Annotated in this window: 17 protein-coding genes; 6 read left to right on the top strand and 11 right to left on the bottom strand. The window is 30.4% G+C overall.

Annotated features, from left to right (window positions below):
• Window positions 1–2: 2 nt before the first annotated feature.
• Complete coding sequence (locus FIA58_RS02365; protein WP_140959637.1) at window positions 3–3,020, bottom strand: SusC/RagA family TonB-linked outer membrane protein; 3,018 nt, start codon at window positions 3,018–3,020, stop codon at window positions 3–5.
• A gap of 608 nt (window positions 3,021–3,628) precedes the next feature.
• On the bottom strand, window positions 3,629–5,962 hold the full coding sequence (locus FIA58_RS02360; RefSeq protein ID WP_140959811.1) for an ATP-dependent helicase: 2,334 nt from the start codon (window positions 5,960–5,962) through the stop codon (window positions 3,629–3,631).
• 178 nt (window positions 5,963–6,140) lie between these two features.
• Here FIA58_RS02360 and FIA58_RS02355 point away from each other — a divergent pair, with 178 nt between their 5' ends.
• Window positions 6,141–6,662 (top strand): DUF7935 family protein, encoded by a 522-nt coding sequence (locus FIA58_RS02355; RefSeq protein WP_140959635.1) that lies wholly within the window; start codon window positions 6,141–6,143, stop codon window positions 6,660–6,662.
• Window positions 6,663–6,718: 56 nt separating this feature from the next.
• On the opposite strand, the gene FIA58_RS02350 is transcribed toward FIA58_RS02355, so the two are convergent.
• The 8 genes from FIA58_RS02350 to FIA58_RS02315 all read right to left on the bottom strand — a co-directional run bounded on the left by FIA58_RS02350 (window position 6,719) and on the right by FIA58_RS02315 (window position 17,251).
• Window positions 6,719–8,467, bottom strand: a complete 1,749-nt coding sequence (locus FIA58_RS02350; protein ID WP_140959633.1) for a hypothetical protein — start codon at window positions 8,465–8,467, stop codon at window positions 6,719–6,721.
• A gap of 87 nt (window positions 8,468–8,554) precedes the next feature.
• Entirely contained in the window at window positions 8,555–9,187 is a 633-nt protein-coding gene (locus FIA58_RS02345) for a response regulator (protein WP_140959631.1), read from the bottom strand.
• Entirely contained in the window at window positions 9,184–10,521 is a 1,338-nt protein-coding gene (locus FIA58_RS02340) for a sensor histidine kinase (protein ID WP_140959629.1), read from the bottom strand. Before FIA58_RS02340 ends, FIA58_RS02345 begins: the two co-directional genes overlap by 4 nt.
• Window positions 10,522–10,594: 73 nt before the next feature.
• Window positions 10,595–11,809, bottom strand: coding sequence for a Kelch repeat-containing protein (locus FIA58_RS02335; protein WP_140959627.1), 1,215 nt, complete (start codon window positions 11,807–11,809; stop codon window positions 10,595–10,597).
• Between the two features lies 1 nt (window position 11,810).
• Entirely contained in the window at window positions 11,811–12,578 is a 768-nt protein-coding gene (locus FIA58_RS02330; RefSeq protein WP_140959625.1) for a hypothetical protein, read from the bottom strand.
• 20 nt (window positions 12,579–12,598) lie between these two features.
• Window positions 12,599–14,116: an SGNH/GDSL hydrolase family protein gene (locus FIA58_RS02325; protein ID WP_140959623.1), complete on the bottom strand. Its 1,518-nt coding sequence runs from the start codon at window positions 14,114–14,116 to the stop codon at window positions 12,599–12,601.
• Window positions 14,117–14,269: 153 nt separating this feature from the next.
• Window positions 14,270–15,178 (bottom strand): patatin-like phospholipase family protein, encoded by a 909-nt coding sequence (locus tag FIA58_RS02320; protein ID WP_140959621.1) that lies wholly within the window; start codon window positions 15,176–15,178, stop codon window positions 14,270–14,272.
• Window positions 15,179–17,251, bottom strand: a complete 2,073-nt coding sequence (locus FIA58_RS02315) for a M1 family metallopeptidase (protein WP_140959619.1) — start codon at window positions 17,249–17,251, stop codon at window positions 15,179–15,181.
• A gap of 85 nt (window positions 17,252–17,336) precedes the next feature.
• Here FIA58_RS02315 and FIA58_RS02310 point away from each other — a divergent pair, with 85 nt between their 5' ends.
• From FIA58_RS02310 to FIA58_RS02295, 4 genes are all read left to right on the top strand, one after another.
• Window positions 17,337–18,059 (top strand): Dph6-related ATP pyrophosphatase, encoded by a 723-nt coding sequence (locus FIA58_RS02310; protein ID WP_140959617.1) that lies wholly within the window; start codon window positions 17,337–17,339, stop codon window positions 18,057–18,059.
• A gap of 3 nt (window positions 18,060–18,062) precedes the next feature.
• Window positions 18,063–18,560, top strand: coding sequence for a hypothetical protein (locus tag FIA58_RS02305; RefSeq protein ID WP_140959615.1), 498 nt, complete (start codon window positions 18,063–18,065; stop codon window positions 18,558–18,560).
• A gap of 1 nt (window position 18,561) precedes the next feature.
• Window positions 18,562–19,263: an aspartyl/asparaginyl beta-hydroxylase domain-containing protein gene (locus tag FIA58_RS02300; protein ID WP_140959613.1), complete on the top strand. Its 702-nt coding sequence runs from the start codon at window positions 18,562–18,564 to the stop codon at window positions 19,261–19,263.
• Window positions 19,264–19,361: 98 nt separating this feature from the next.
• Window positions 19,362–19,964, top strand: coding sequence for a hypothetical protein (locus FIA58_RS02295; protein WP_140959611.1), 603 nt, complete (start codon window positions 19,362–19,364; stop codon window positions 19,962–19,964).
• A gap of 78 nt (window positions 19,965–20,042) precedes the next feature.
• On the opposite strand, the gene FIA58_RS02290 is transcribed toward FIA58_RS02295, so the two are convergent.
• Window positions 20,043–20,501: a hypothetical protein gene (locus FIA58_RS02290; protein WP_140959609.1), complete on the bottom strand. Its 459-nt coding sequence runs from the start codon at window positions 20,499–20,501 to the stop codon at window positions 20,043–20,045.
• A 278-nt stretch (window positions 20,502–20,779) separates the two neighbouring features.
• Here FIA58_RS02290 and recG point away from each other — a divergent pair, with 278 nt between their 5' ends.
• Window positions 20,780–22,885, top strand: coding sequence for an ATP-dependent DNA helicase RecG (gene recG / locus FIA58_RS02285; protein WP_140959607.1), 2,106 nt, complete (start codon window positions 20,780–20,782; stop codon window positions 22,883–22,885).
• Window positions 22,886–22,932: the final 47 nt, after the last annotated feature.

Below are 22,932 nucleotides of genomic sequence, written 5' to 3'. Positions count from 1 at the left end.
TTTTAAAACTCAATTGCTAGACCAATTAATAATTTAGCTGGAATTGGGTAAAATCCTCTATCAACGCCTATACTATTATCTGAAAAACTTCCAGATTCTGGATCTAATCCATTGTATTTAGTAAATGTAAAATAGTCATCTAGAGATACATATGTCCTAAGTTTACTTAATTTTAATTTTTTAGAAATTTCATTTGAAAAATTATAACCTAATTGTATTTGTTTAATTCTCAAATAAGAACCGTCTTGAACAACTAAATCGGTATCATAAGCTGAAGATGCATATTGAGCAGCTGGATAACTAGCAATATCTCCTGGTTGTGTCCATCTTCCATCGAAAAACTCTATAGGTTTGTTAGTGATTGGTCTTGAAGGTTGGTGATAAGCTGCAAAAATATCATTCCCATATGTACCTTGAAATCTAATCATTAAAGTGAAACCTTTATAACCAAAATCAAAATTTCCACCGAAAAGATAATCAGGATGAGGAGAACCAATATTAGTTTTATCATTTGATGTTATTCCAGGTATTCCATCCGTATCAACAATATTTATTTCACCTGTATTTGGATTAATTCCATCTGTTTTATATCCATAGAAATACCAAATAGGTTCTCCTTTTTTAAAGCGAGTAATACCGTCATTATTTTGAGGTGCAGTAGCTCCAATGATAAAACCATCATCACCAACATAGTTAATTTGAGTAACTTCATTATGTAATGTAGAGAAATTAAGATTAAGACCATAACTAAAACCACCATCCGTTTGATTATTATAGCCTATTTCAAACTCTAAACCTTTGTTTTGAACTGTACCTGCATTAATAGCTGGAACACCTACACCTAATGATGGTGGTGCAATAATATTTCCATTATTAAGAAGTAAATTTTTTGTTGTTTTAACATAGTAATCCATTGAGAAGTTTAACTTATTATTTAATGCACGCAAATCAAAACCAAAATCAATTTGTTCTGAACGCTCCCATTCTAAATCACGATTTGCTAAATTTCCAGCAGTTACTCCAGTTTGTCCTTGATAGACAATTGGAACTGTATTACCCGTTTCCTGCGCTACAGATTGAAATACTAAATTACTAATATAAGTATTTAAATTATTATCACTACCGTTTTGTCCCCAACTACATCTTATTTTTAAATAATTCAATATTTTATTATCTTCTAAAAAGCTTTCTCTAGAAACAATCCATCCTGCTGAGGCTGCAGGAAAATAAGCTGTTTTTTTATTGGTAGGAAAAAAACTAGATGCATCAGCACGGTATGAAGTCTCTAACAAATATTTACCCATATAATCATAAGAAAGTCTACCAAAAAAAGAAGTTCCTACTCTTTGTGTAACACCACCACCAATAACATCATTATCTCTATTAGAATAATCAAAGTAGGCAAACTGGTCAGATTGTGCAGGTAAATCTGATCCACGTAAAATGTAAAATGGATTTTTCCATTTTTCTGCTGAATAACCCAATAAAGCCGTTAAATTATGATTTCCAATACCTTTAGAATAAATAGCAAAATTTTCCCATTGCCATCTTGTCTGTCTTGAAATTCTATTATTCAAAGTAACAGTAGAATTCTGAGCTTCAGATGATACATAATAGATAGGAGTCCATCTATTATCAAAAGTATTTGTTCTTTCATACCCTAATCGTGAAGTAAAACTTAAGCCCTTTGCTAATCTTAATTTAGCATAAATAGTTCCTAAAATTTTATCTGTATCAATACTTCCTCTAAAATTATAGTTGGCAGCTCCAACAGGATTTATAACCTCACCTGTTGAATAGGTTGGATATCCATAAACGTTACCATATTGATCTGTCATTGCAGTACCGTTAGCCAATCCATCAACCGCATTTTGAGGTAAATTTCCTGAATAAATTACAGGTGTTAATGGGTCAATAAGTAATGCATTGTTTACCACACCACGAAACGAATCATCCTCTGTTATAGGTGAGGTACCAATTACTGAATAGTTGATATTTGCTCCTACTTCTAACCAATCGTTCATTTCACTTTTAATATTCGATCTTAAAGTATATCTTTTATAATCAGAAGCATTACCAACTACTCCATTCTGATCAAAAAATGTTCCCGATAGATAATAAGATGTTTTTTCATTAGCTCCTGAAAAGCTAATATCATGTCTTTGCATAAGTGCATCTTGAAATAACGCATCTATCCAATTAGTATTAATTCCATTATCAACAATTTGAGTTTGACCTGCTTCTTGAAAATAAGTAACAAATTGAGACGCATTCATCAACTCCATTTTTGTTCTAACTGATTGAATTCCAACTTGAGAAGAATAACTAACAACTGGACTTCCTAATTTTCCTTGTTTTGTGGTAATAATAACAATACCATTTGCACCTTGTGTACCATAAATAGCTGTAGAAGCTGCATCTTTCAACACTTCAACATTAGAAATATCATTAGGAGAAATGTTATCTATTGAACTTACCTTCATCCCATCTACTATATATAAGGGATCAACATTACCATTTGATCCAACACCTCTAATTCTAATTTTTGCTCCAGATCCTGGTGAACCAGAACTTGAAACAACGGTAACACCAGACGTTTTACCTTGTAAAACTTGTTCTACACGTTGCGATGATGAACCTTGAATATCACCTACATCTATACTTGATATAGCACCTGTTACTAAGCTTTTCTTTTTCACTGCATAACCAATATTAACTACCACCTCTGCTAAATTATTAATATCTTCTTCTAAAACTACATCAATAGTAGTAGTGTTAGCAACTGTAATTTCTTGTGATTTATAGCCTAAATAACTAAAAACTAATACACTTCCTGGTTTTACGTTTACTAATTTATAATTTCCATCAAAATCTGTTTGTGTACCAATAGAGGTTCCCTTAATAAGGACAGAAACACCAATAAGAGGTCCTTTATTATCAATCACTTTACCAGTAATATTTTGACCAATAATAAACTGAAATGAAAATAAAGAAATAATAAAAATTAATGATTTACTCATAAGATAAATTGTTTTGAATGTTTGTTTGAATAATTGTTTACCTAATTTTTTTACAGTTTATAATTTCAATTTAATTATAAACTGTAAAAAAATTTAAAGCAATTAAACTTACAATTTTTTTACAAAAACCTTATATAACAAATGTTGTAAAATATGAATCAAATGTTGCATAAATACATTTAATTCAAACATTCAACATAAAAAAACAAAAAAATATTTAAATATTTCATTTTTTTAATATTTTTTTTTAATTATCAACAACACAAACAAAACTTTAACAAACTTGATTTTGAGGATTGATTAAAAAGAGATAATTACTAATTTTATTTAGGAGTTTTAAAAAAATTCAATAGCTAGAAAATAGTTCAATTATTCCCCTTTTATTATGTGGATAATTTTTCATTTTCTTTATTACCAAATGAAACCTCTTTAGGAGAAAAAATTAAAAATAAGATTTGAAGCTGGAAGTTATATGATAAAATAAAAGTTTTATTTACTTACAATCAACTATATTACATTTATGACATAATACATTGATTGCTATAGTAAATAGTATTAATTGTTAGATCTTGTCATTTTACAAAGATTATAAGCTTATTTATTCCATACTAACCTAAAACATCTAATTTGGCAAATTTTAATAAAAGCTTCTTTAATCCACCAACATCAAATTTAATTTCTGCCTTTTTATCTGCACCTATCCCTTCAATACTAACAATATGACCTTTACCAAATCGTTCATGCATTACAATATTACCCACTACTAGATTATTATCAAATAAATTTGTATTCCCTTGTGTTTTAATTCCAGAAACTGGTTTTAATTTTCTAATATTAGGTTTATCATTAGCTTGTGTATTCAAATAAGCTGGTGGTTTACTTGCAATAGGTTTTGCTAAACGTAATTTTGATTTATCAATATCGCCAAAAATATCAATATCCATTTGTGGTTTGTATCGATAATTACCGTTATCAGCTGGATTTAAATATTCTAAATAGGTGTCATCAATCTCTTCAATAAATCGTGAAGGTTCACTATCGACTAACTTTCCCCATCGATAACGTGATTGTGCATAAGCCAAATACGCTTGGTGTTCAGCTCTTGTTAAGGCTACATAAAATAAGCGTCGTTCTTCTTCTAAATCACTACGTGTATTTAAACTCATAGCACTTGGGAATAAATCTTCCTCAAGACCAACAATAAATACATGCGGGAATTCTAGTCCTTTTGCTAAGTGAATCGTCATTAAAGCTACTCTATCATCATCACCTGTGTCTTTATCTAAATCTGTAGCCAAAGCTACATCTTCTAAAAATTCAGCCAGAGCACCTCTTGCACCATCAATTTCTTTTTGTCCTTCCGTAAAATCTTTGATACCGTTTAATAATTCCTCAATGTTCTCAATTCGAGTAATTCCTTCTGGAGTTCCATCTTTCTTTAATTCTTGTACCAAACCTGTTTTTTTTGCAACATGATCTGTCAAATAAAAAGCATCCTGATTTTCATTAATAACTTGAAAACTTTTAATCATTGTTACAAAATCTTGCAACTTTGTTTTTGTACCACCATTTAACTTTAAATCAATTTTATCAATATGCTCCATCACTTCAAAAATGGAACGTTTGTAATGATTTGCTGCAACAGTAAGTTTTTCAATCGTTGTGTTTCCAATTCCTCTAGCTGGATAATTAATTACACGAACTAATGCTTCTTCATCCTTCGGATTAATAACTAATCTTAGATATGCCAAAACATCTTTAATTTCTTTTCTTTGGTAAAACGATAAACCTCCATAAATACGATAGGAAATATCTCTTTTTCGCAAAGCATCCTCTATAGATCGAGATTGCGCATTGGTACGATATAAAACTGCAAAATGACCATTAGGCAATTGATTTTGCATTTTTTGTTCGAATATGGTAGAAGCTACAAAGCGTCCTTCTTCACTATCTGTTACACTGCGATGTACTTTAATTTTTGGACCATCATCATTAGCTGTCCAAACAATCTTATCAAGTTTTGTTTTATTTTTATCAATAATATTATTCGCTGCTTCAACTATGTTTTTTGACGAACGGTAATTTTGTTCCAAACGATACATTTGCACATTTTCATAATCTTTTTGAAAGTTCAAAATGTTATTGATATTGGCACCACGGAAAGCATAAATACTTTGAGCATCATCCCCTACTACACATATATTTTGAAAACGATCTGATAAAGCCCTAACAATTAAGTATTGAGAATGGTTGGTATCTTGGTACTCATCAACCAATATATAGCGAAAACGATCTTGATATTTAGCTAAAACATCTGGAAAACGGTTTAGTAACTCATTGGTTTTTAATAACAAATCATCAAAATCCATAGCTCCTGATTTGAAACAACGCTCCACATATTGCTGGTAAATTTCACCCATTCTAGGCTTTTTGCTCATGGCATCAGCCTCTTGTAAATCAGGATTATTGAAATAAGCTTTAACGGTTATTAGCGAGTTTTTGTAAGAAGAAATTCTACCTAAAATTTGTTTGGGTTTATAAATATCTCTGTCTAATTGCATCTCTTTTATAATAGCTCCAATTAAACGCACAGAATCTTGCGTATCATAAATGGAAAAATTGGAAGGATATCCTAATTTTTCTCCTTCAATACGAAGTATTTTTGCAAAAACCGAGTGAAAAGTTCCCATCCAAAGGTTTTTAGCTTCGTTATTTCCAACAATATCAGCAATACGTTTCTTCATTTCACGTGCTGCTTTGTTGGTAAAAGTTAATGCTAAAATATTAAAAGCATCAACACCTTGGCTCATTAAATTGGCTATACGAACAGTAAGTACTCTTGTTTTACCTGAACCAGCACCAGCAATAACAATCATTGGGCCATCTTTTTGTAAAACAGGTGCTTGTTGTGCTTCGTTAAGTTGGGAAATTATATTTTGTATCACGCTTTTTCTAATAGATTTACTAATCTACAAAAATACGTGATTCAAAGTCAAAAAACAACTTGAAAAAGCAATATCAATTGCAATGTTAAAAGTCAATTTTCATTTCCAATCATTTGAATTGAATTTGCTTTTTGTTTTTTTTAATATTTTCTTTGTGATTGAAAATTTACAATTTATGGACGGTACAAAAATTATAGAGTTAGCTTCTTATACATTACCTGCTTTAATTACTGGTGGTGTAGCCTATTTTTTATTTCATTCTTTTTTTAAAAGTGAAGAAAACAGAAGACGCTTTGAATTATTAAAAGAAAATCAGAAACAAGCACTACCTATACGTTTACAAGCATATGAGCGTATTGTTTTGTTATTGGAACGAATAAATCCTGCCCAATTATTATTGCGTGTTACTCCACCTACCTCTGATAAAAGTGATTATGCTACTTTATTAATACACAATATTCAAACGGAATTTGATCATAATTTAACCCAACAAGTATATGTTACAGCAAATACATGGGATATTATTAATAAAGCAAAAAACTCAACCATTCAAATGATTCGTCAGAAATCGATTGAAGAAGATATTTTAAATGCTGAAAAATTACGTGAAGCTATCTTAATTGATTTAACTGAAAATGAAGCTCCAAGTAATGTAGCGATTAGTTATATCAAAGAAGAATTAAAAACTGTTTTTTAAATAAAAAATCCCGAAATATTTCGGGATTTTTCTTTTTCTTTTTCAGTATTCTTTTTTTAATTATCTCTAATTACATGAATAACACCTGTAATAGTATGAGTTGTACTTGAATTTGAGTCTTCATATGTTCCACTAAAAGTCATATCTATATAATCTCCTACTACACCAAAATTAGTAAAGTTGAAAGATACCGTATTAGTTGTTTGTTGACCAATATAATTAAATGCCCCACCTTCTAATTGGAATGTTGATGTAGTATAAATTCCTGGAACATTAGTATTTCCCCATAAATAAAAACTACCAGTAGTTGTTCCATTACCTTGCAGACTTACAGACAAACCATTTGGATTATAACCAGCACTTATTGAACCTATTAAGTATTCCACTGGATTATTATCAATTTGATAAGTAATATATTCTGTTACAGCAGTACAAGTAATCAGATTACCAATAGTAGTTATTGGAGTTGTAAACGTATAGTTAATAACACCAGATGTTTGTAAGTTGGTATAATCATACCCTTCTAAAGTAAAAGTATCATTGGTACTACATACAAGTGTATTAAAATCAAAACTTCCATTAGTAACATTAGAAATTAAAGTTTGATTTCCATAATGCAACAGAACATATCCATCAGTGACATTTGAATTGTTACATTGTGCTAAAGTTCCCTCTACAGTAGTTTGTTGAACCATACCAGCAGTTAAGATAATATCTGGTAAAACCGTATCTGTTGAAAATGGTCCTATTTGAGAAGTGGTAATGACATTTCCGCAATTATCCAACACATTCATAGTAATGGTTTGATTGGCTGGAATTAAACCACAAATTGCACCATTATTATCACTTATTCCTGTTCTAGGGTAAGTTTGATTATTCGGAGCCAATTCCACATGCACATTTGCAATAGGTTCGTTGTTTGGATTTACAACAGTCAAACATAAATTTACTGTTGGAAATTGAGCATCACAATTCCACCATGAGAAATGAGAAACGGTTCCCACATATTTGTTACCAACTTTTGTTGCTGTTCCTTCTTCTACCCAATAACCAGCTTCTTCGTCGAAATGCCATAAAGGAATTGTGTTAGGTGATGTTGCAGATTGTGCTGTATCAATTGGTAATTCTATAGATGCAGATCCTGATAATTGTAATTTTTCTCCACCTGAACCTTGTAATTCTACGTTAATCATACCAAATGTTTCTAGTACTTTGGCTTGACCATTATTATCTGATGCCAATAAAGAACCAGGCATCTTTGCTTCTACATTTTCATCAGAAGGATCTAAATGATGTAGGATTACACTAACCGAACCAGAATAAGAAGAACCATCTTCTTTTTTAAAATTACCATCAAAGTCAACTTTAGTTCCATTTGGTAAAGTAACATTTCCAGTTGTACCAGAAGTAACCGTTCCAATAACTGTTGCACTTAACAACATAATTTTAATGTTATTTTCACCTGAAGTTGGAATGACAGTACGAGATCCTTTTAAATAACCCGCTTTAGTAGCAGTTACATAAGCAAATTTAGATTTAACCGAAGCATTTTTAATAATAAAAATACCATTAACATCAGTTTGAGCTGTACTCGAACCAATATTAACCATAACATTTTGAATTGGGTCTTCGTTTTCATCTATAATTTGACCTATAAAATCTCTTGAAACTGTTGCACCAAAATCGTAGTTAATCGTTGTGTTCGAATTTTCCTCTGGAATAAAAGTATCATCATTTGTTTCACAGCTTGTAATTAGCAATGAAGCAAAAAATAATAAAATTAAAATGACTTTTAAGTTTTTCATGATATGTGTTTTTTAAAGTTTTATACAAACAGATACACATCGCCTTTCATTTGTTACCCTTAAAATGAATTTATTTTTAATTCTATTTTAAAGTAATCCTTTTTCTATTGCTATTTTAACAAGACCTGCTGTATTTCTAACGTTTAATTTTTGGATAAGATTACTTCTATGAGCTTCAATAGCTTTTGTGGTAACAAAAAGTTTATCCGCAATTTCATCTGTAGTAAATTCTTCAACAATAAGTGCTAAAACTTCTTTTTCTCTACGTGTAATTTTGGGCAAGAAATCATGTCTTTTTTCTATACCAATACTTTCATTTAAAATTTGGTTTTTCAATTCCTTAGGCAAATAAATCTCATCATTCATAACCATATTAATTGCCGTAATAATTTCATCAGAAGAAGTATTCTTTAACAAATAACCTTTGGCACCATTTCTAAGCATCAATCGTACCATATTTACATCTTCAAAACTTGTTAAGGCAATGATTTTCAAATTGGGCACTAACTTTAAAACCTCTTTACATATAGAAGTTCCATTCCCATCTTTAAGATTAATATCTAATAAAAGAACATTGGGTTTGTCCCTAGCAATATTTTGTAGAGTTTCTTTTAAAGAGGAGTAAGAAGCACTAATTACATACTTCTTATCCAATTGAAACATGGCTTTCAACCCTTCAATAATCATGGCATGGTCATCTGTTATTGCTATTGAAATCATAATTGTATATTTTTTAATGATATATTTATTAAAATTGTTGTTCCCATACTAGAAGTTTCAATTTCCATTTTAGCATTTAGGTAATTAATTCTGTTTTCTATATTTTTGAATCCAATGCCTTTCATTCCTCTATTTTTATCAAATCCTTTTCCGTCATCTTCCACAGTGATATTTAAATTGTCATCTAAATTATTACAGTGTACCAATACTTCTTTGGCATTTGCATGCTTTATAGTGTTTTGAACCAATTCTTGAACTACTCTGTATATACTAGTTTCTATACTTTTTGGTAAAACCAAATCGTCTCCGAACCACTGATAATCAATTAATAAAAACGAATTATGCATTTTTTTACAAAATTGTTCTAATGCTCGTGACAAGCCAAATTGTGAAATAGCATACGGAGTCAAATTATGAGAAATAGTTCTAACTTGCTCGCAAGTAGTATCAATCATAGCAATACTTTTATCTAGATTATCATGATTTACATCGTTTGCTAGTTTATTTTTAAAAGCCATTAATTGAAATTTAATAGCTGATAAATCTCCATTAATACCATCGTGTAAATCTTGTGCTATTCTATTTCTTTCATTCTCTTCTCCTTCAATAAGTGCATTAAGCTTCGTTATTTCTAATTTATGTTGGGCTTTTAATCTATCATTTTTTTGCTTTATACTTTCATCATTTATGAGTTTTATTTTATAAGCCAAACCAAGACTAAAACAAATACTTTCAATGATAATGCCTGCAATGAAATATTTTAACGGTTCAATACTTATATGACTATAATGACTTAAAATAAAAGCTGTTAATGCAGTGATAATGTATATTACAATTCCTGTTAGTAAAAAGTATTTGTGTTTACCAGAATGCTTTAATGCTAATGGAAAAAAATAAACAAAAAGTAACAATACTATAGGTAAAAACAAATAGGCAAAAAGTTTAAAAAAGACATTGTATAAATGATAATGAATAGATAACAATGCAAATACAAAAAAAAGTACAATTAATGAAAAGAGAAACAGTCGAACTATTTTAAACATTTTAGGCAAAAACTTTTCAAAATCTAAAAAATATAAAGCAAAAATGAAATAAAAACTGTAAAAGACTACTTGAATTAACCAATTAAAATGAATTATAACATCATGATTTACGTATTTATTTAAAAAAGCATATACAGTTAAGTCTTTCGTTGCTAAATAAATAAGTAAAAAAGTACTATAATAAACATAATATTTAAAGCTTTTCTCTCGAGTATAAAAATAGATGCTTGTACTGACAATTATAAATAATATCAGATAAGCAATAGCTGTACACCAAACAAGAGATAACATATAATGATTTTAAGTAAAAATAAGTAAAAAAAACATTGCAATACAGTATCGCATTGCAATGCTAAATAGATTTTTAATCTAAAAACCAAATTCCGTTATTTGGATCTTCTCCGGAAGGGGAGAATAATTTTACACCACCTATAACCCAAATTTTTTCTTTAAATACAACTGCTGTATGCTTTGATCTATCGTTAAAATTGGCACTTTCAACATTTCTAGTCCAGGTAACACCATCTTTAGAAAACCAAACATCATTTCTATCAATAATCCCAAATCCTCCTATTAACCAAATTTTATCATCAAAAACTACAGAGCTATGATTGTTACGATTGGAAAATTGACTTATAGTTGCTGCTAATTGCCATGTAATTCCATTTGTTGAAAATCGAACTTCATTCCCTCCTATCATGTATATTTTATTATCAAACACCACTGTAGTATGCTCTAAAGGAATTGTAAAGTTTACATTATTAGTTGCTTCTTGCCAATTAACTCCATCAGATGAAAACCAAACATCATTAAAAGATGAAGTACCTGCATGACCTCCAATTACCCATATTTTATTATCAAAAACAACTGAAGATTGTCCTTGTCTGGCAGAAAAAGGGGCATTGTTCGTTGCTTGAGTCCAATTGTTGCCATCTGAAGAAAACCAAACATCATTTTTATTCGTTATAGAAACTTCTCCTCCAATTACCCACATTTTATTATCAAAAACAACTGAAGAATGATTGAATCTCGTTTGAAAAGCAGGAGTTGTATTCACTACATTCCAATTGATTCCATCTGATGAATTGAGTATCTTATTTTGCCCCCCAAGTATCCATAATTTAGTATCAAAAACCAAAGAAGTATGGGTTTGTAATGTAGTAAATGTATTTATTCCTAAAGTCCCATCTGTCAATTTTCTAGTTGTAAAACTAAATGTATCTGAAGCTATAGTTTCAGCTCCTTTATTGTCTTTTGCTTTAACACTCCAGAACAAATCTTCTGATACTGGCAAACGCTGTGTTGGTGTAAATGTGGTTCCATTAATAGAGGATGCAAAAGGTACTAAATCATTCGCAGTTTTTCCAACTAACAAATCGTATGTTACATTAAATCCTTCTGGATCAATTGCTGGTTCCCAAATAAATGTTGGTTTCACACCCACTTCAACTGCTCCATTATTAATAGCAATTAGATTAAATGGTTGCGGTTTTTCATTTTGAACTTCAGTGAACTCTTCTTTACTGCAACTTAGTAAAATTGCCATAACGCTAACAAGTAGTAAACTATTATTTCTCATACTATTGTACTTTAATTAATAATGTTTTATTGCCATTTTGATCAGTAATGAGCATTTTGCCATTTTCTACATAATATTTTCCAGCATCAGCTGTTTGTGTTTGATTATTTTGCGTAATAGTAATATACAAATGCTTATTTTTTGTTGACCAACTTACCCCTGCTGCTTTACCTACATATCCAGAAGTAGAATTGCCTGAATAGTCACTACCACTCATTGTTGCTTGACTTCCTCCATCTGCAATTGAGCCATCTGGATAAAAGACAACTTTTTGAGTAACACTACCTCCAAAAAAAGCATCACCCGAACCTGAACTGTATAATTGTTCTTGTTTCCAAACACCTACAAGAGCTTGATCGCGATCAGTACCAGCATTCTTTTTAGGTTGATTTGTATTTGAACTAGTAGCACTAGTTTGTTTTATAAAAAGAACTTTTTTTATTTCTGTTACACCTAAATTGCTAAAATCAAAACCCATTTCTATTTGATTCTTTTGTAAACATCCAGATAATAATAATGTAATATGCAAGTCATTTTCAACTGCATTTCCGTGTAAACAATTATCATCTACTTGAGCAGTAACAACATAATTTTGTTGTTCGTCTTGCATAGAGCCTTCATAACTAGTTGCTGTCACTTTTTTTAGCGTCAAAGTAATACTAGCTCCGTCTATATCTCCTATATAAATGCCTTCCATTTGCGCTTGAGTTGGTGTTTGGCAAGACATCAGTATAGTCGTTACCCATAAACATATATATCTTGTTCCCATAATAGTAATACCTCTAATAATTATTTCGTTACTTTTAAATTGCTATTAATTGTTCCTTTTTTAACCAATTTAACTTTATTAGTAAAATCAGATTGGTTTGAAATTAAAGTCGTATTTTTTTTCTTAAAGCTTTCAAGATACATTTTCGCTTTGGCTGCTGCTTTTGCTTTTTTTAAAGCTAGCATTTTTCTTTCTTTAAAAATTGAGCTAACATTCTCATCTAGTTTTTTGTAAACGGCTTCTTTATAAATAGCATTAAAACCTCTTTCATTTGGATGAAAAGTACCTCTTTCATCTCCTTGTACCAATATAGATTGCCCTAATGTATTAAAATACCCTTCGCAATTGCAAATTCCGAAGTTATTCGCTTTTTTAGAAACATCCACTAAATCCCAACCATAAAGAGTTGCAGCCTGCTCTACTCTCTGATTCAGTTTATTAAAAATATTCTCATTGATATAAACCCAATCTTGATTTGATATTTGATTTTCTAAGATGCCCCAACATAAACTAGGGTGTTGGTAACATAATCGTCCTCCTTCACCAATTAAGGGATTTGGGTAATTCATCCAAATGATTTTCGAAGGTGTTACTTCAGCATTCAGAAAGTTCATAAATGATTCGTAAACATCAGGTAAATTATTTAAAGCTCTATTCAATTCTTGGTTGAGCGCTTTGTCTGTTCTTAATTCACGAAAAAAAGAGAATAACCCATCTCCAACTAAATTGCCAAAGCCAATATCATTTCCACCACCATCAGCTACTAAAATATCTAGATCTTCATATCTATTATTAGTAAGCCATCTTTTAACAATATCCAATTGTTTGTCTTGTTTTGTAGCATTTTTACTTGGTTCTACGGGTTGAGCAACTAAAAAATAATCAATTACTCTAGCACCACTACAAGTAGTATTCACATAATCGAACTCCAATTCTTGTCTTTCTCTAATTAGTTTTTTTATAGCCAATACTCCTCCACTTTTGTTTGATCTGTGACAAGCCTCATCTACCCAATTACCATTACCCTTTGCTCCTTCTCCAGAAGCAAAAGAATCACCCATATAGGCTATTGTTATAGGTCTTGGCACAATAAAACTACTTACTGCAGAATTTAAAGTTAATTCTTCAGTAGCTCCATTTGGAATATGTGTTCTTGCCCAAGCAAAATAAAGTTTTGTACCAAAAGGAAATGCTTTTTCTCTACTCTTTGGTTCCAAACCTGAATGTGGAAAAATAATAGTTGCTTCAGCTGTTCCGTTTTGTAACTCTTTTAAAGTAGCTTTTGTTTCAAAATATTTCGCTGGGTTTCTTCTATTGAGAATAAACGCATTTTTTACTTCGAGAGAATCTGTACCATAAACAATGGAAACTGATACTTTACTAATTGGTAAACCTTGCAATTTTACAATTGAAGTTGCTTTTCTTTCGCCAGGTTCATTTGGTATTGCTTTTAAATTAAAAACCTGAGCACTTACAAATTGAAATGACAATAAAATGATAATCACTCCAAACGTTTTGAATTGAAATTGTGTTCTCATAATGAATAGTATTTTAGACTATTGCAATTTGGAGAATATCTATAAGGCACGGAATAGTGAATACCATAGATTTTAAATTCTAGGGTTTTCCCTAGTATTTAAAAATTGGATATTTTAAGTATAACTTTTTTTATATAATTAATGAAAGAATGTTTACTCCTCCTCAGGAATTTCTTGCGTATCAATTTCTTTACTTTTGGCATATTCATAACCAATTTTCCACCATTCTAGCATTTGCTTTTTATTAAAAACTAATGAATTTGTCGTCAGTAACGTTGGTGTAAAATAAAAATTGATAGTTGCATTACTTAATTTGGCTTCGTATTTACCAATTTTAATATTCTGATATTCAATACGATCCATCATAAAAGCAAAAAGATTACTCAACAATCCAAAAGGACCACGAGCAGGCATTCTATTGTATAAGTTGGTTTCACTCTGTAAAATAATAGCATCCACATGAGTCGCTCCTCTTTTGATAGCCTCTTCAATAGGAATCATAGAAGCAAAACCACCATCTGCATATTCAAAATTATTTTTCCTTACCAAAGACATAAATGGGATGTAGTTGCAAGAAATCCACACCCAGTCACAAAAATCATCATAACTAAAATCGTTTATGGATTTATATTCTACTGTATTTAAAGATAAGTTAGAAACTGTAACGATAATTTCTTTTTCACCTTGTTGTAGTTCTTCAAATTCTTCAACTGTAAGTACTTTACGAATTAATTTTTTCAAATTTTTACTTTCGCCAAACGTTTTAGAACCTTTCATGAAATTTCGAAAAACATTAAAGTGATTAATCGCAATAGTATCTTCTCCAAATTTCTTTTTAATAATGAACGGACAATTACTAAAAATACTATTTTGGTTCACAGAAGTATATATTTCTTTTATTTTTTCAACTTTTTGTAAAGCCAAATGAGATACCAATAGACTTCCAGTAGAAGTTCCTAAATATAAATCATAATCTTTATGCAAGTCTTTAATTAAATATTGGGCAACACCTCCTGCAAAGGCTCCTTTACTTCCTCCTCCTGAAATTACTAATGCTCTCATCTACTCGGTTTCTTTTAAGAAATAATTGATTCGTTCTTTTTGTTGGTCGTTTACTTTATCCTTTAAAAGTATGAATTTTTCTCTAATAGTATCATTAGAAATTAAGGCTCTTATATTATCCTTAGCAAATTTCACAAATTGCCATTTATGATGCAAAGAAGCATTGATTAATTCTTCTAAAACAACATCTGAAATTTTACCTAATTTGATTAAAGTTTCTAATGCTGGTTCTCTAACAGAGGCTTCATAAGGTAATTTTATATATCGCTCTAATTCCTTTACAGCTTTTTGTCTTCTATCTTCATTAGCATTAGAACCAACAATCTTCAATGTTAAATGCGCTATTTTTAAATTGTAATTTAAACCCATCCAATCTTCTGATATGGCAACCAATCGTTCTCTATCTTGTTCAAAATTGGTCCAAAGTCTAAATAAAGCTATTTCTCTTGTAATATAAGATGGATCCAATAATAAGGTTTCAAAATCTGCTTTAAAAGATTGCGGAATTTTAGCTAAAATTTCTGCAACCGCTTGTCTAACCTTTATATCTTTAGTTTCCAAAGCTACTTTTAAAATGGCTAGTTGGTTTTCATCAGATAGATTTTGAGATTGATACACAATTTCTTGTTTCACTGTGAAATAAACATCTGATTTTATAATGGACTTGAATTTCTCAAAAAGTTTATCTTCTTCCAAGTTTTTATTGGTTAAACCAAAGTCAATTAATTGTTTTATCGAATTATTCTTGACCAAATGACTCATCGCTTCTTCTAAATTAAATGTAGGACTTTCCAACCAGCTTTTCTTAAAAGCATTGGTATCATATTTAGAAACTTTATTGATTTCATTCAGAAAATCATCTGTATCTACATTTTTAAAGGCATACTTATCTAAATAATTTTTTACTGCTTTTCTAAAGTTCTTTTCCCCTACATTTTCTCTCAAAACATGCAAAGCCCAAGCTCCTTTTTTATAAAATGTCAACGAACTCGCCTTTTCATTTAAAATAGGAATAGAATCGTATGTATTTGCTTGTTTTAATTCTAAAGCTGATTGATAAAGCTGATTGTAAAAATAATCGTCACCAAAAACCTCTTTTTCAGCTAATAAAGCATAATACGTAGCAAAACCTTCATGTAACCAATGGTGCTTACTTTCCTTTGCTGTTATTAAATCGCCAAACCATTGATGAGCCAATTCATGAGCGTTGACATTGATATAGTTTTTATCATTAAAACCAATAGAATCCACTACAAAATCCTGAGAAAAAATGGTAGAAGTTGTGTTTTCCATTCCAGCATATAAAAAATCTCTTACTGGAACTTGACGGTACACTTCCCAAGGGTACTTTACTCCTATTTCTTGTTCTAAATAGTCAAAAATCTGCTTAGAAAAGCGATAAGTAGTTTCAAATTTATCTCTATCTTTTTTATCCAAATAAAACTCTAAAGTTGTTCCAGATTTTGTTGTAGTAGTTTGCTTTTCAAAGTTTCCTATAGCTAACATTAGTAGATAAGAAGACATTGGTTTTTGCATTTGATAATGCCAATAGTACATATCTGTTGCAACAGAAACAATTTTATCTAATTTTCCATTAGAAATAACTTGAAAAGATTTTTCAAAACCAATAGTAACATTAAAAATCACCTTCTCATTCACATCATCAAAACTAGGTAACCAATGGCTTGTATTTTTCCCTTGTCCTTGTGTCCAAATCTGTAGATCTTCTTCTTCTCCAGTAAAATATAAGGTTTGTTTCGGTTTTGCTTCATAAGTAAATGAAAGGGTGTTATTGCCTTTGATAAACCCTTCAAATAATAATAAAGCTTTTCCTGAATTTTTATAATTTACTTTTTTACTATTTAACAGAACTTCATCAATTCCCATAGCAATTGCATCAATTCTAATAGTATCAATAGCTTCTAAAACTTTAAACTCATAACTAACTTTTCCTGAAATGGATTTTTCAGAGAAATTAGGTTGAACAAAAGCATCACAACTTATAAAATCGACCTTTTTCGTTTGTTGGGAAAAGAGTGAAAATGAAAAAAGTACTATAAAAAGGTATCTCATGTCTAATTTTTATTGTTCCAAATTTACAAAGCCTAGCGAAATAATTCAGCATATTTTGTAAGTTTACACTATAAACATGCCAAAATTGAAAAAGAAAGCCCTTTTTAACTGGAGTAGCGGAAAAGATTCTGCTTTAACTTTACACAAAATTCAACAAGAAAACGAATATGAAATTGTCACATTACTTACTAGTGTGAATTCACAATTTCAACGCATTTCCATGCATGGTGTTCGTATTGAGTTATTAGAAAAACAAGCTGAAAGTATCGGTTTACCACTAACAAAAATGATGATTCCAGAAATGCCAACCATGGAGATCTATGATGAAGTGATGAAAAACACACTTTTAGCATTTCAAGAAAAGGGAGTTGAATACTCAATTTTTGGAGACATTTTTCTAGAAGATTTAAGAAAATACAGAGAAGACAAACTAGCTTTAGCTAATTTTAAAGGGGTTTTTCCATTATGGAAAAAAGATACTAAAGCACTAATTCATGAATTTTTAGAATTGGGATTCAAAACCATTATTGTTTGTGTCAATGAAAAATATTTAGGAAAAGAATTTGTAGGACGAATAATTGATGCTAATTTTATCAATGATTTACCAGATAATGTTGATCCGTGTGGAGAAAATGGTGAATTTCATACCTTTACTTTTGATGGGCCTATCTTTACCAAACCTATTGCTTTTGAAATTGGTGAAATTGTTTATAGAAAATATGAACCTACAAAATCCTCGAATAGTGATGTCTGCAAAACGGATGATTCTCCTAATCAATATGGATTTTGGTATTGTGACTTACTATAGCTTATGAACGATATATTAGTACAAAAAATAACAACTTTCTTAAAAGAAATTGGAATAAATACTATTGAAAAAGAATTGTCAGACGATACTTTTTTACCTGGTTTAGCGCTTTCTAATGAAGGTATTATTATCGATTATAATAAATTATTATATCCTGGTGATATTTTACACGAAGCTGGTCATATTGCTGTAACTACAGCTGAAGATAGAAAGAAAATTGGAACGGATAATATACCTGAAGATTGGCCCACTCAAGGTGATGAAATTGGTGCCATGTTGTGGTCTTTTGCTGCTGCTAAACATTTAAAAATTCCTCTTGAAGTGGTTTTTCATCCTAATGGATACAAAGGAAGTTCAAATTGGTTAATAGATTCGTATAAAGAAAATAATTATATTGGTTTACCTTTTTTAGAATGGTGTCAAATGACATTGGGTAATCAAAAAGCAACAGCACGAAATGAAAAACCATTTCCGCACATGATAAAATGGGTAAGAGAATAATATGGATAACTTAATTCGACATATTAAATTCCCATTTACATTTGATGTTGAAAAACTGCAAATGGATGTTGAAAAAATATTAGATAAAAATTGGGTTAATCATTATAACACAAGTAATTATTATGGTTCTTGGAATGCAATTGCCTTGCTTTCTCAAGGTGGAGAATCTGGAAATATTACTGCTTTCAATCTAGGAACTGAAAAAGTAGTCTATACTGAGGTTATGGATTCATGTGAGTATTTAAAAGAAGTAATTGATAGCTTTTCATTTGAAAAAACTACCGCTCGACTTTTGCGTTTAGCTGCTGGAGCATATATAAAACCTCATACTGACAACGAATTAGGCTACGAAGACGGTTGTTTTAGAATTCATATTCCAATTATTACAAATCCTGAAGTTGAATTTATTTTGGATAACCAAAGACTGATTATGAACGAAGGAGAATGTTGGTACATTAATGCTAATTTTATCCATTCAGTTGCCAACAAAGGTGATCAAGACCGAATTCACTTAGTAATTGATGGCATTCGTAATGCATGGACTGATGCCTTATTCTTTAAAGAAGCTGATGAAAACCAATTCCTAAAACCGGAACCCGAACTCACCAAAGATGAAAAATTGCTCATGATTGCACAATTGAAATCAATGGACACGGAAATAGCGAATGAATTAATAGCCAAAATAAGTAAAGAATTAGAATAAAATGGGGAAAAAACCTCATAAAAATACCCTATTTTCCCTTATAATTTATAGTAAAAACTGTAAGATATTTGTATAACAAATACATAAAACAGGAAATCATGTTTGAAAATCTAGACGTTATAAAAATTTTAGGATATGGTATATCAGGATTTAGTTTTTTATTAGTTCTACTTACTTTTTTCTTACTAAGAGCTGAACAAAATAAAGACCAAGAACCAAGACCGCTAATCATAAAAATGATATGGCGTTTTATGTTGATGACTATTTTTATGGTTATTCTAAATGGGTTTATTTCCTTGCCTCTTTTTAATCAAAATATAAAGCTGCAAGAAAGTGTTACGGAACTTTCCAACAGTAATAATGAAGAAATTACAAAAGAAATAGCACAAAATAGCAATCAAATTGAAGATTTAATTGAAACAAACCCCAATCAAACCAATGAAGATTCTTTAAGAAATGCTATGCAAGACATTATTGATAAACAAAATAAAGCTTTAGATAGTATAAAAGCTACATTGACAATTGCAAATTCAACTCCTGAAAGAATCACAAAAATTGAAAATTTAAAGAAAGAAATGGCTGTTAATTATCAAGTACTTTTAAATCCAAACGTAGATAGAAACACCAAAATTTCTGCCAATCAAAACCTTAAAACATTGAATTTGGATTTGAAAAAAGTAGCCATCAGTACCAGAAAATAAATCCAGACTTTCATAGAAAGTCTGGATTATCTATCATTTAGTTGTCAAAAAAAACAATTAATTTCGAAATGATAGTTATTATATTTTGATGAGTAATTGCTTCTTGGATAAAGTAAAACTATTCCATAAAGAACCCATTACAATAAAAGACATTCCTAAAATGGATACCCACTCTGGTGTACTAAAAACTATTTTACTAGGAATCATAATACCAAAACCTATCAGACTAATAACAAAAGGTCCATACCCTTTAGTAGGTATTTTTTTTAATAATAGTACTAAATGAATGCCTAAAAACACTATAAAAACAGGTAAAAGCCATTTCATATAGGGAATTTCTGCAATCCCAAAACTGCCTAACATACTCATGTAAACTGCCCAACAAATGGGACATTTTGGAAAAAATGCAATTAAAAAACTCAATGCAATGGATGGAATTGTCTTAAAAGATTTTTTAAATACTTGTGGCTCTTCTTGTTCCTGATTAGGACAAGTAGATGAATTACAAGTGCATTCCGACTTTTTTGTGCTTTCCATACTGCTATTGATTTGATTTCTAAAGGCAGAAATTGTTTTTATAAAAGTACTACAGATAAAAAAAACTCATATACGTACTTTTACCTGTTTTTATACTATTGGTATCTTTTTTTAGGATTTATTTTAATCAAAAGGATATTTTTGAATATTTAAATTATACCCTATCTTCGCTTTTGAATTTAAAAATTAGAATTTAGTCATCAGAAATCTAAATCTTGAACTCAATTTTAAGAATAAAATTTGACATTGATTTTTGACATTGATATTGCCATTTAAACATGAATTTACTAGAAACCCCAATTGAATATCTAAAAGGAGTTGGTCCCAATCGTGGTGACTTACTTCGTAAAGAACTCGGTATTCATAAATATGGAGATTTAGTGAATCTGTTTCCCAATAGATACATCGATAGAACTCGTTATTTTAAAATCAACCAACTCCAAAACAACAATTCAGAAGTTCAGATTATTGGTAAAGTTATTCACATTAAAACAGTCGAACAAAAACGTGGCAAACGGTTAGTAGCTACTTTTATTGATGATACTGGAGAAATGGATTTGGTTTGGTTCCAAGGTCACAAATGGATTCGAGAAGGACTTAAAATCAATGAAGTATATGTTATTTTTGGAAAGGTAACCCAATTTGGAAGTACTTTCAATATGGCGCATCCAGAAATGGAATTACTAGCTGAACACAAAGCCAGTTTGCGTTCTGCGATGCAACCCGTTTATCCAAGCACTGAAAAATTGGCGAATAAAGGCATTTCCAATCGAGTGATTAATAAACTCATGCAGCAATTATTTATTGAAACGCATGTTTTATTTACGGAAACGTTACCAACTTATTTAATAGATGAATTAAAGCTAATTTCTAAAAAAGAAGCCTTATTCAATATTCATTTTCCAAAAAATCAAGAGTTATTATCCAAAGCCCAATTCCGATTGAAGTTTGAAGAATTATTTTTTATCCAATTGCAATTAATTACTAAAAACCTCATTCGCAAACACAAAATAAAAGGACATCCTTTTGAAATCATAGGTGATAATTTTACCAATTTCTATAACAATCATTTGCCTTTTGAGTTAACCAATGCCCAAAAACGTGTAGTAAAAGAAATTCGAAATGATTTAGGAAGTAATGCACAAATGAACCGTTTATTACAAGGAGACGTAGGTTCAGGAAAAACGATTGTAGCGTTACTTTGTATGCTAATGGCAAAAGATAATGGTTTTCAAAGTTGCTTAATGGCACCAACAGAAATTTTGGCAACCCAACATTTCAACGGTTTAACCGAATTAGCAAAAGATCTTGATATTAATATTCAAATATTAACTGGTTCTAGTAAAACCAAAGAGCGAAAAGGCATTCATGAAGCACTTGAAAATGGTTCGCTAGACATTTTAATTGGCACTCATGCCTTACTGGAAGATAAAGTTGTATTTCAGAATTTAGGGTTAGCTATTATTGATGAACAACATCGATTTGGAGTGGAACAAAGAAGTAAATTATGGAAAAAAGGTGGTGGAGATCTTCCTCCACACATGTTAGTGATGACTGCTACTCCTATTCCACGTACGCTAGCCATGAGTTTATATGGTGATTTAGACATTTCGGTTATTGATGAATTACCAGCAGGAAGAAAACCTATTCAAACCGTACATCGTTATGATAGCAATCGTTTGAAAGTTTGGAAATTTTTAAAAGATGAAATTGCTAAAGGCCGACAAGTATACATCGTTTATCCTCTAATTCAAGAATCGGAGAAAATGGATTACAAAGATTTGATGGACGGTTACGAAAGTATCTCTCGTGATTTTCCATTACCAGACTACTCTATTTCCATTGTTCACGGACAAATGAAACCAGCAGATAAAGAAGAAGAAATGCGTCGTTTTGCGACTGGAAAAACCAATATTATGATTGCTACTACGGTAATTGAAGTTGGAGTAAATGTACCCAATGCTTCCGTAATGGTCATTGAAAGTGCAGAACGCTTTGGTTTATCTCAATTACATCAGTTAAGAGGTCGTGTAGGTCGTGGTGCCGAACAAAGTTATTGTATTTTAATGACAGGTTTCAAACTAAGTGAAGACAGTAAAACTCGAATGGAAACTATGGTTAGAACCAATGATGGTTTTGAAATTTCGGAAGTAGATTTAAAACTACGAGGTCCTGGTGATATTATGGGCAAACAACAAAGTGGTGTTTTAAACCTTCAAATTGCAGATATTGTCAAAGATAAAGACATTCTACAATTAGCCAGACATCATGCAGTAAAACTATTAAAAGCAGATGCTTCTATGGAAAAACCAGAGCATGCTACCTTGAGAAAAGTCTTCATAGAAATTAGTAAGAAGAAAACTATATGGAATTATATTAGTTAAAAAAACAGTAATTATCTTTGTAAAAGAAATTAATAAAACATTTATAA

The sequence above is a fragment of the Flavobacterium jejuense genome (assembly GCF_006491595.2).
GTDB lineage: Bacteria > Bacteroidota > Bacteroidia > Flavobacteriales > Flavobacteriaceae > Flavobacterium > Flavobacterium jejuense.
Note: the sequence above shows the minus strand (reverse complement) of the source record. Positions and strands in the feature narration are given on the sequence as shown.

Excerpts from the sequence above, each read along its gene's own strand:
- FIA58_RS02305 (WP_140959615.1), top strand. The coding sequence starts at position 18,063 with ATGAACGATATATTAGTACAAAAAATAACAACTTTCTTAAAAGAAATT.
- recG (WP_140959607.1), top strand. The coding sequence starts at position 20,780 with ATGAATTTACTAGAAACCCCAATTGAATATCTAAAAGGAGTTGGTCCC.
- FIA58_RS02290 (WP_140959609.1), bottom strand. The coding sequence starts at position 20,501 with ATGGAAAGCACAAAAAAGTCGGAATGCACTTGTAATTCATCTACTTGT.
- FIA58_RS02335 (WP_140959627.1), bottom strand. The coding sequence starts at position 11,809 with ATGAGAAATAATAGTTTACTACTTGTTAGCGTTATGGCAATTTTACTA.
- FIA58_RS02300 (WP_140959613.1), top strand. The coding sequence starts at position 18,562 with ATGGATAACTTAATTCGACATATTAAATTCCCATTTACATTTGATGTT.
- FIA58_RS02355 (WP_140959635.1), top strand. The coding sequence starts at position 6,141 with ATGGACGGTACAAAAATTATAGAGTTAGCTTCTTATACATTACCTGCT.
- FIA58_RS02340 (WP_140959629.1), bottom strand. The coding sequence starts at position 10,521 with ATGTTATCTCTTGTTTGGTGTACAGCTATTGCTTATCTGATATTATTT.
- FIA58_RS02330 (WP_140959625.1), bottom strand. The coding sequence starts at position 12,578 with ATGGGAACAAGATATATATGTTTATGGGTAACGACTATACTGATGTCT.
- FIA58_RS02350 (WP_140959633.1), bottom strand. The coding sequence starts at position 8,467 with ATGAAAAACTTAAAAGTCATTTTAATTTTATTATTTTTTGCTTCATTG.
- FIA58_RS02320 (WP_140959621.1), bottom strand. The coding sequence starts at position 15,178 with ATGAGAGCATTAGTAATTTCAGGAGGAGGAAGTAAAGGAGCCTTTGCA.
- FIA58_RS02325 (WP_140959623.1), bottom strand. The coding sequence starts at position 14,116 with ATGAGAACACAATTTCAATTCAAAACGTTTGGAGTGATTATCATTTTA.
- FIA58_RS02345 (WP_140959631.1), bottom strand. The coding sequence starts at position 9,187 with ATGATTTCAATAGCAATAACAGATGACCATGCCATGATTATTGAAGGG.
- FIA58_RS02295 (WP_140959611.1), top strand. The coding sequence starts at position 19,362 with ATGTTTGAAAATCTAGACGTTATAAAAATTTTAGGATATGGTATATCA.
- FIA58_RS02365 (WP_140959637.1), bottom strand. The coding sequence starts at position 3,020 with ATGAGTAAATCATTAATTTTTATTATTTCTTTATTTTCATTTCAGTTT.
- FIA58_RS02315 (WP_140959619.1), bottom strand. The coding sequence starts at position 17,251 with ATGAGATACCTTTTTATAGTACTTTTTTCATTTTCACTCTTTTCCCAA.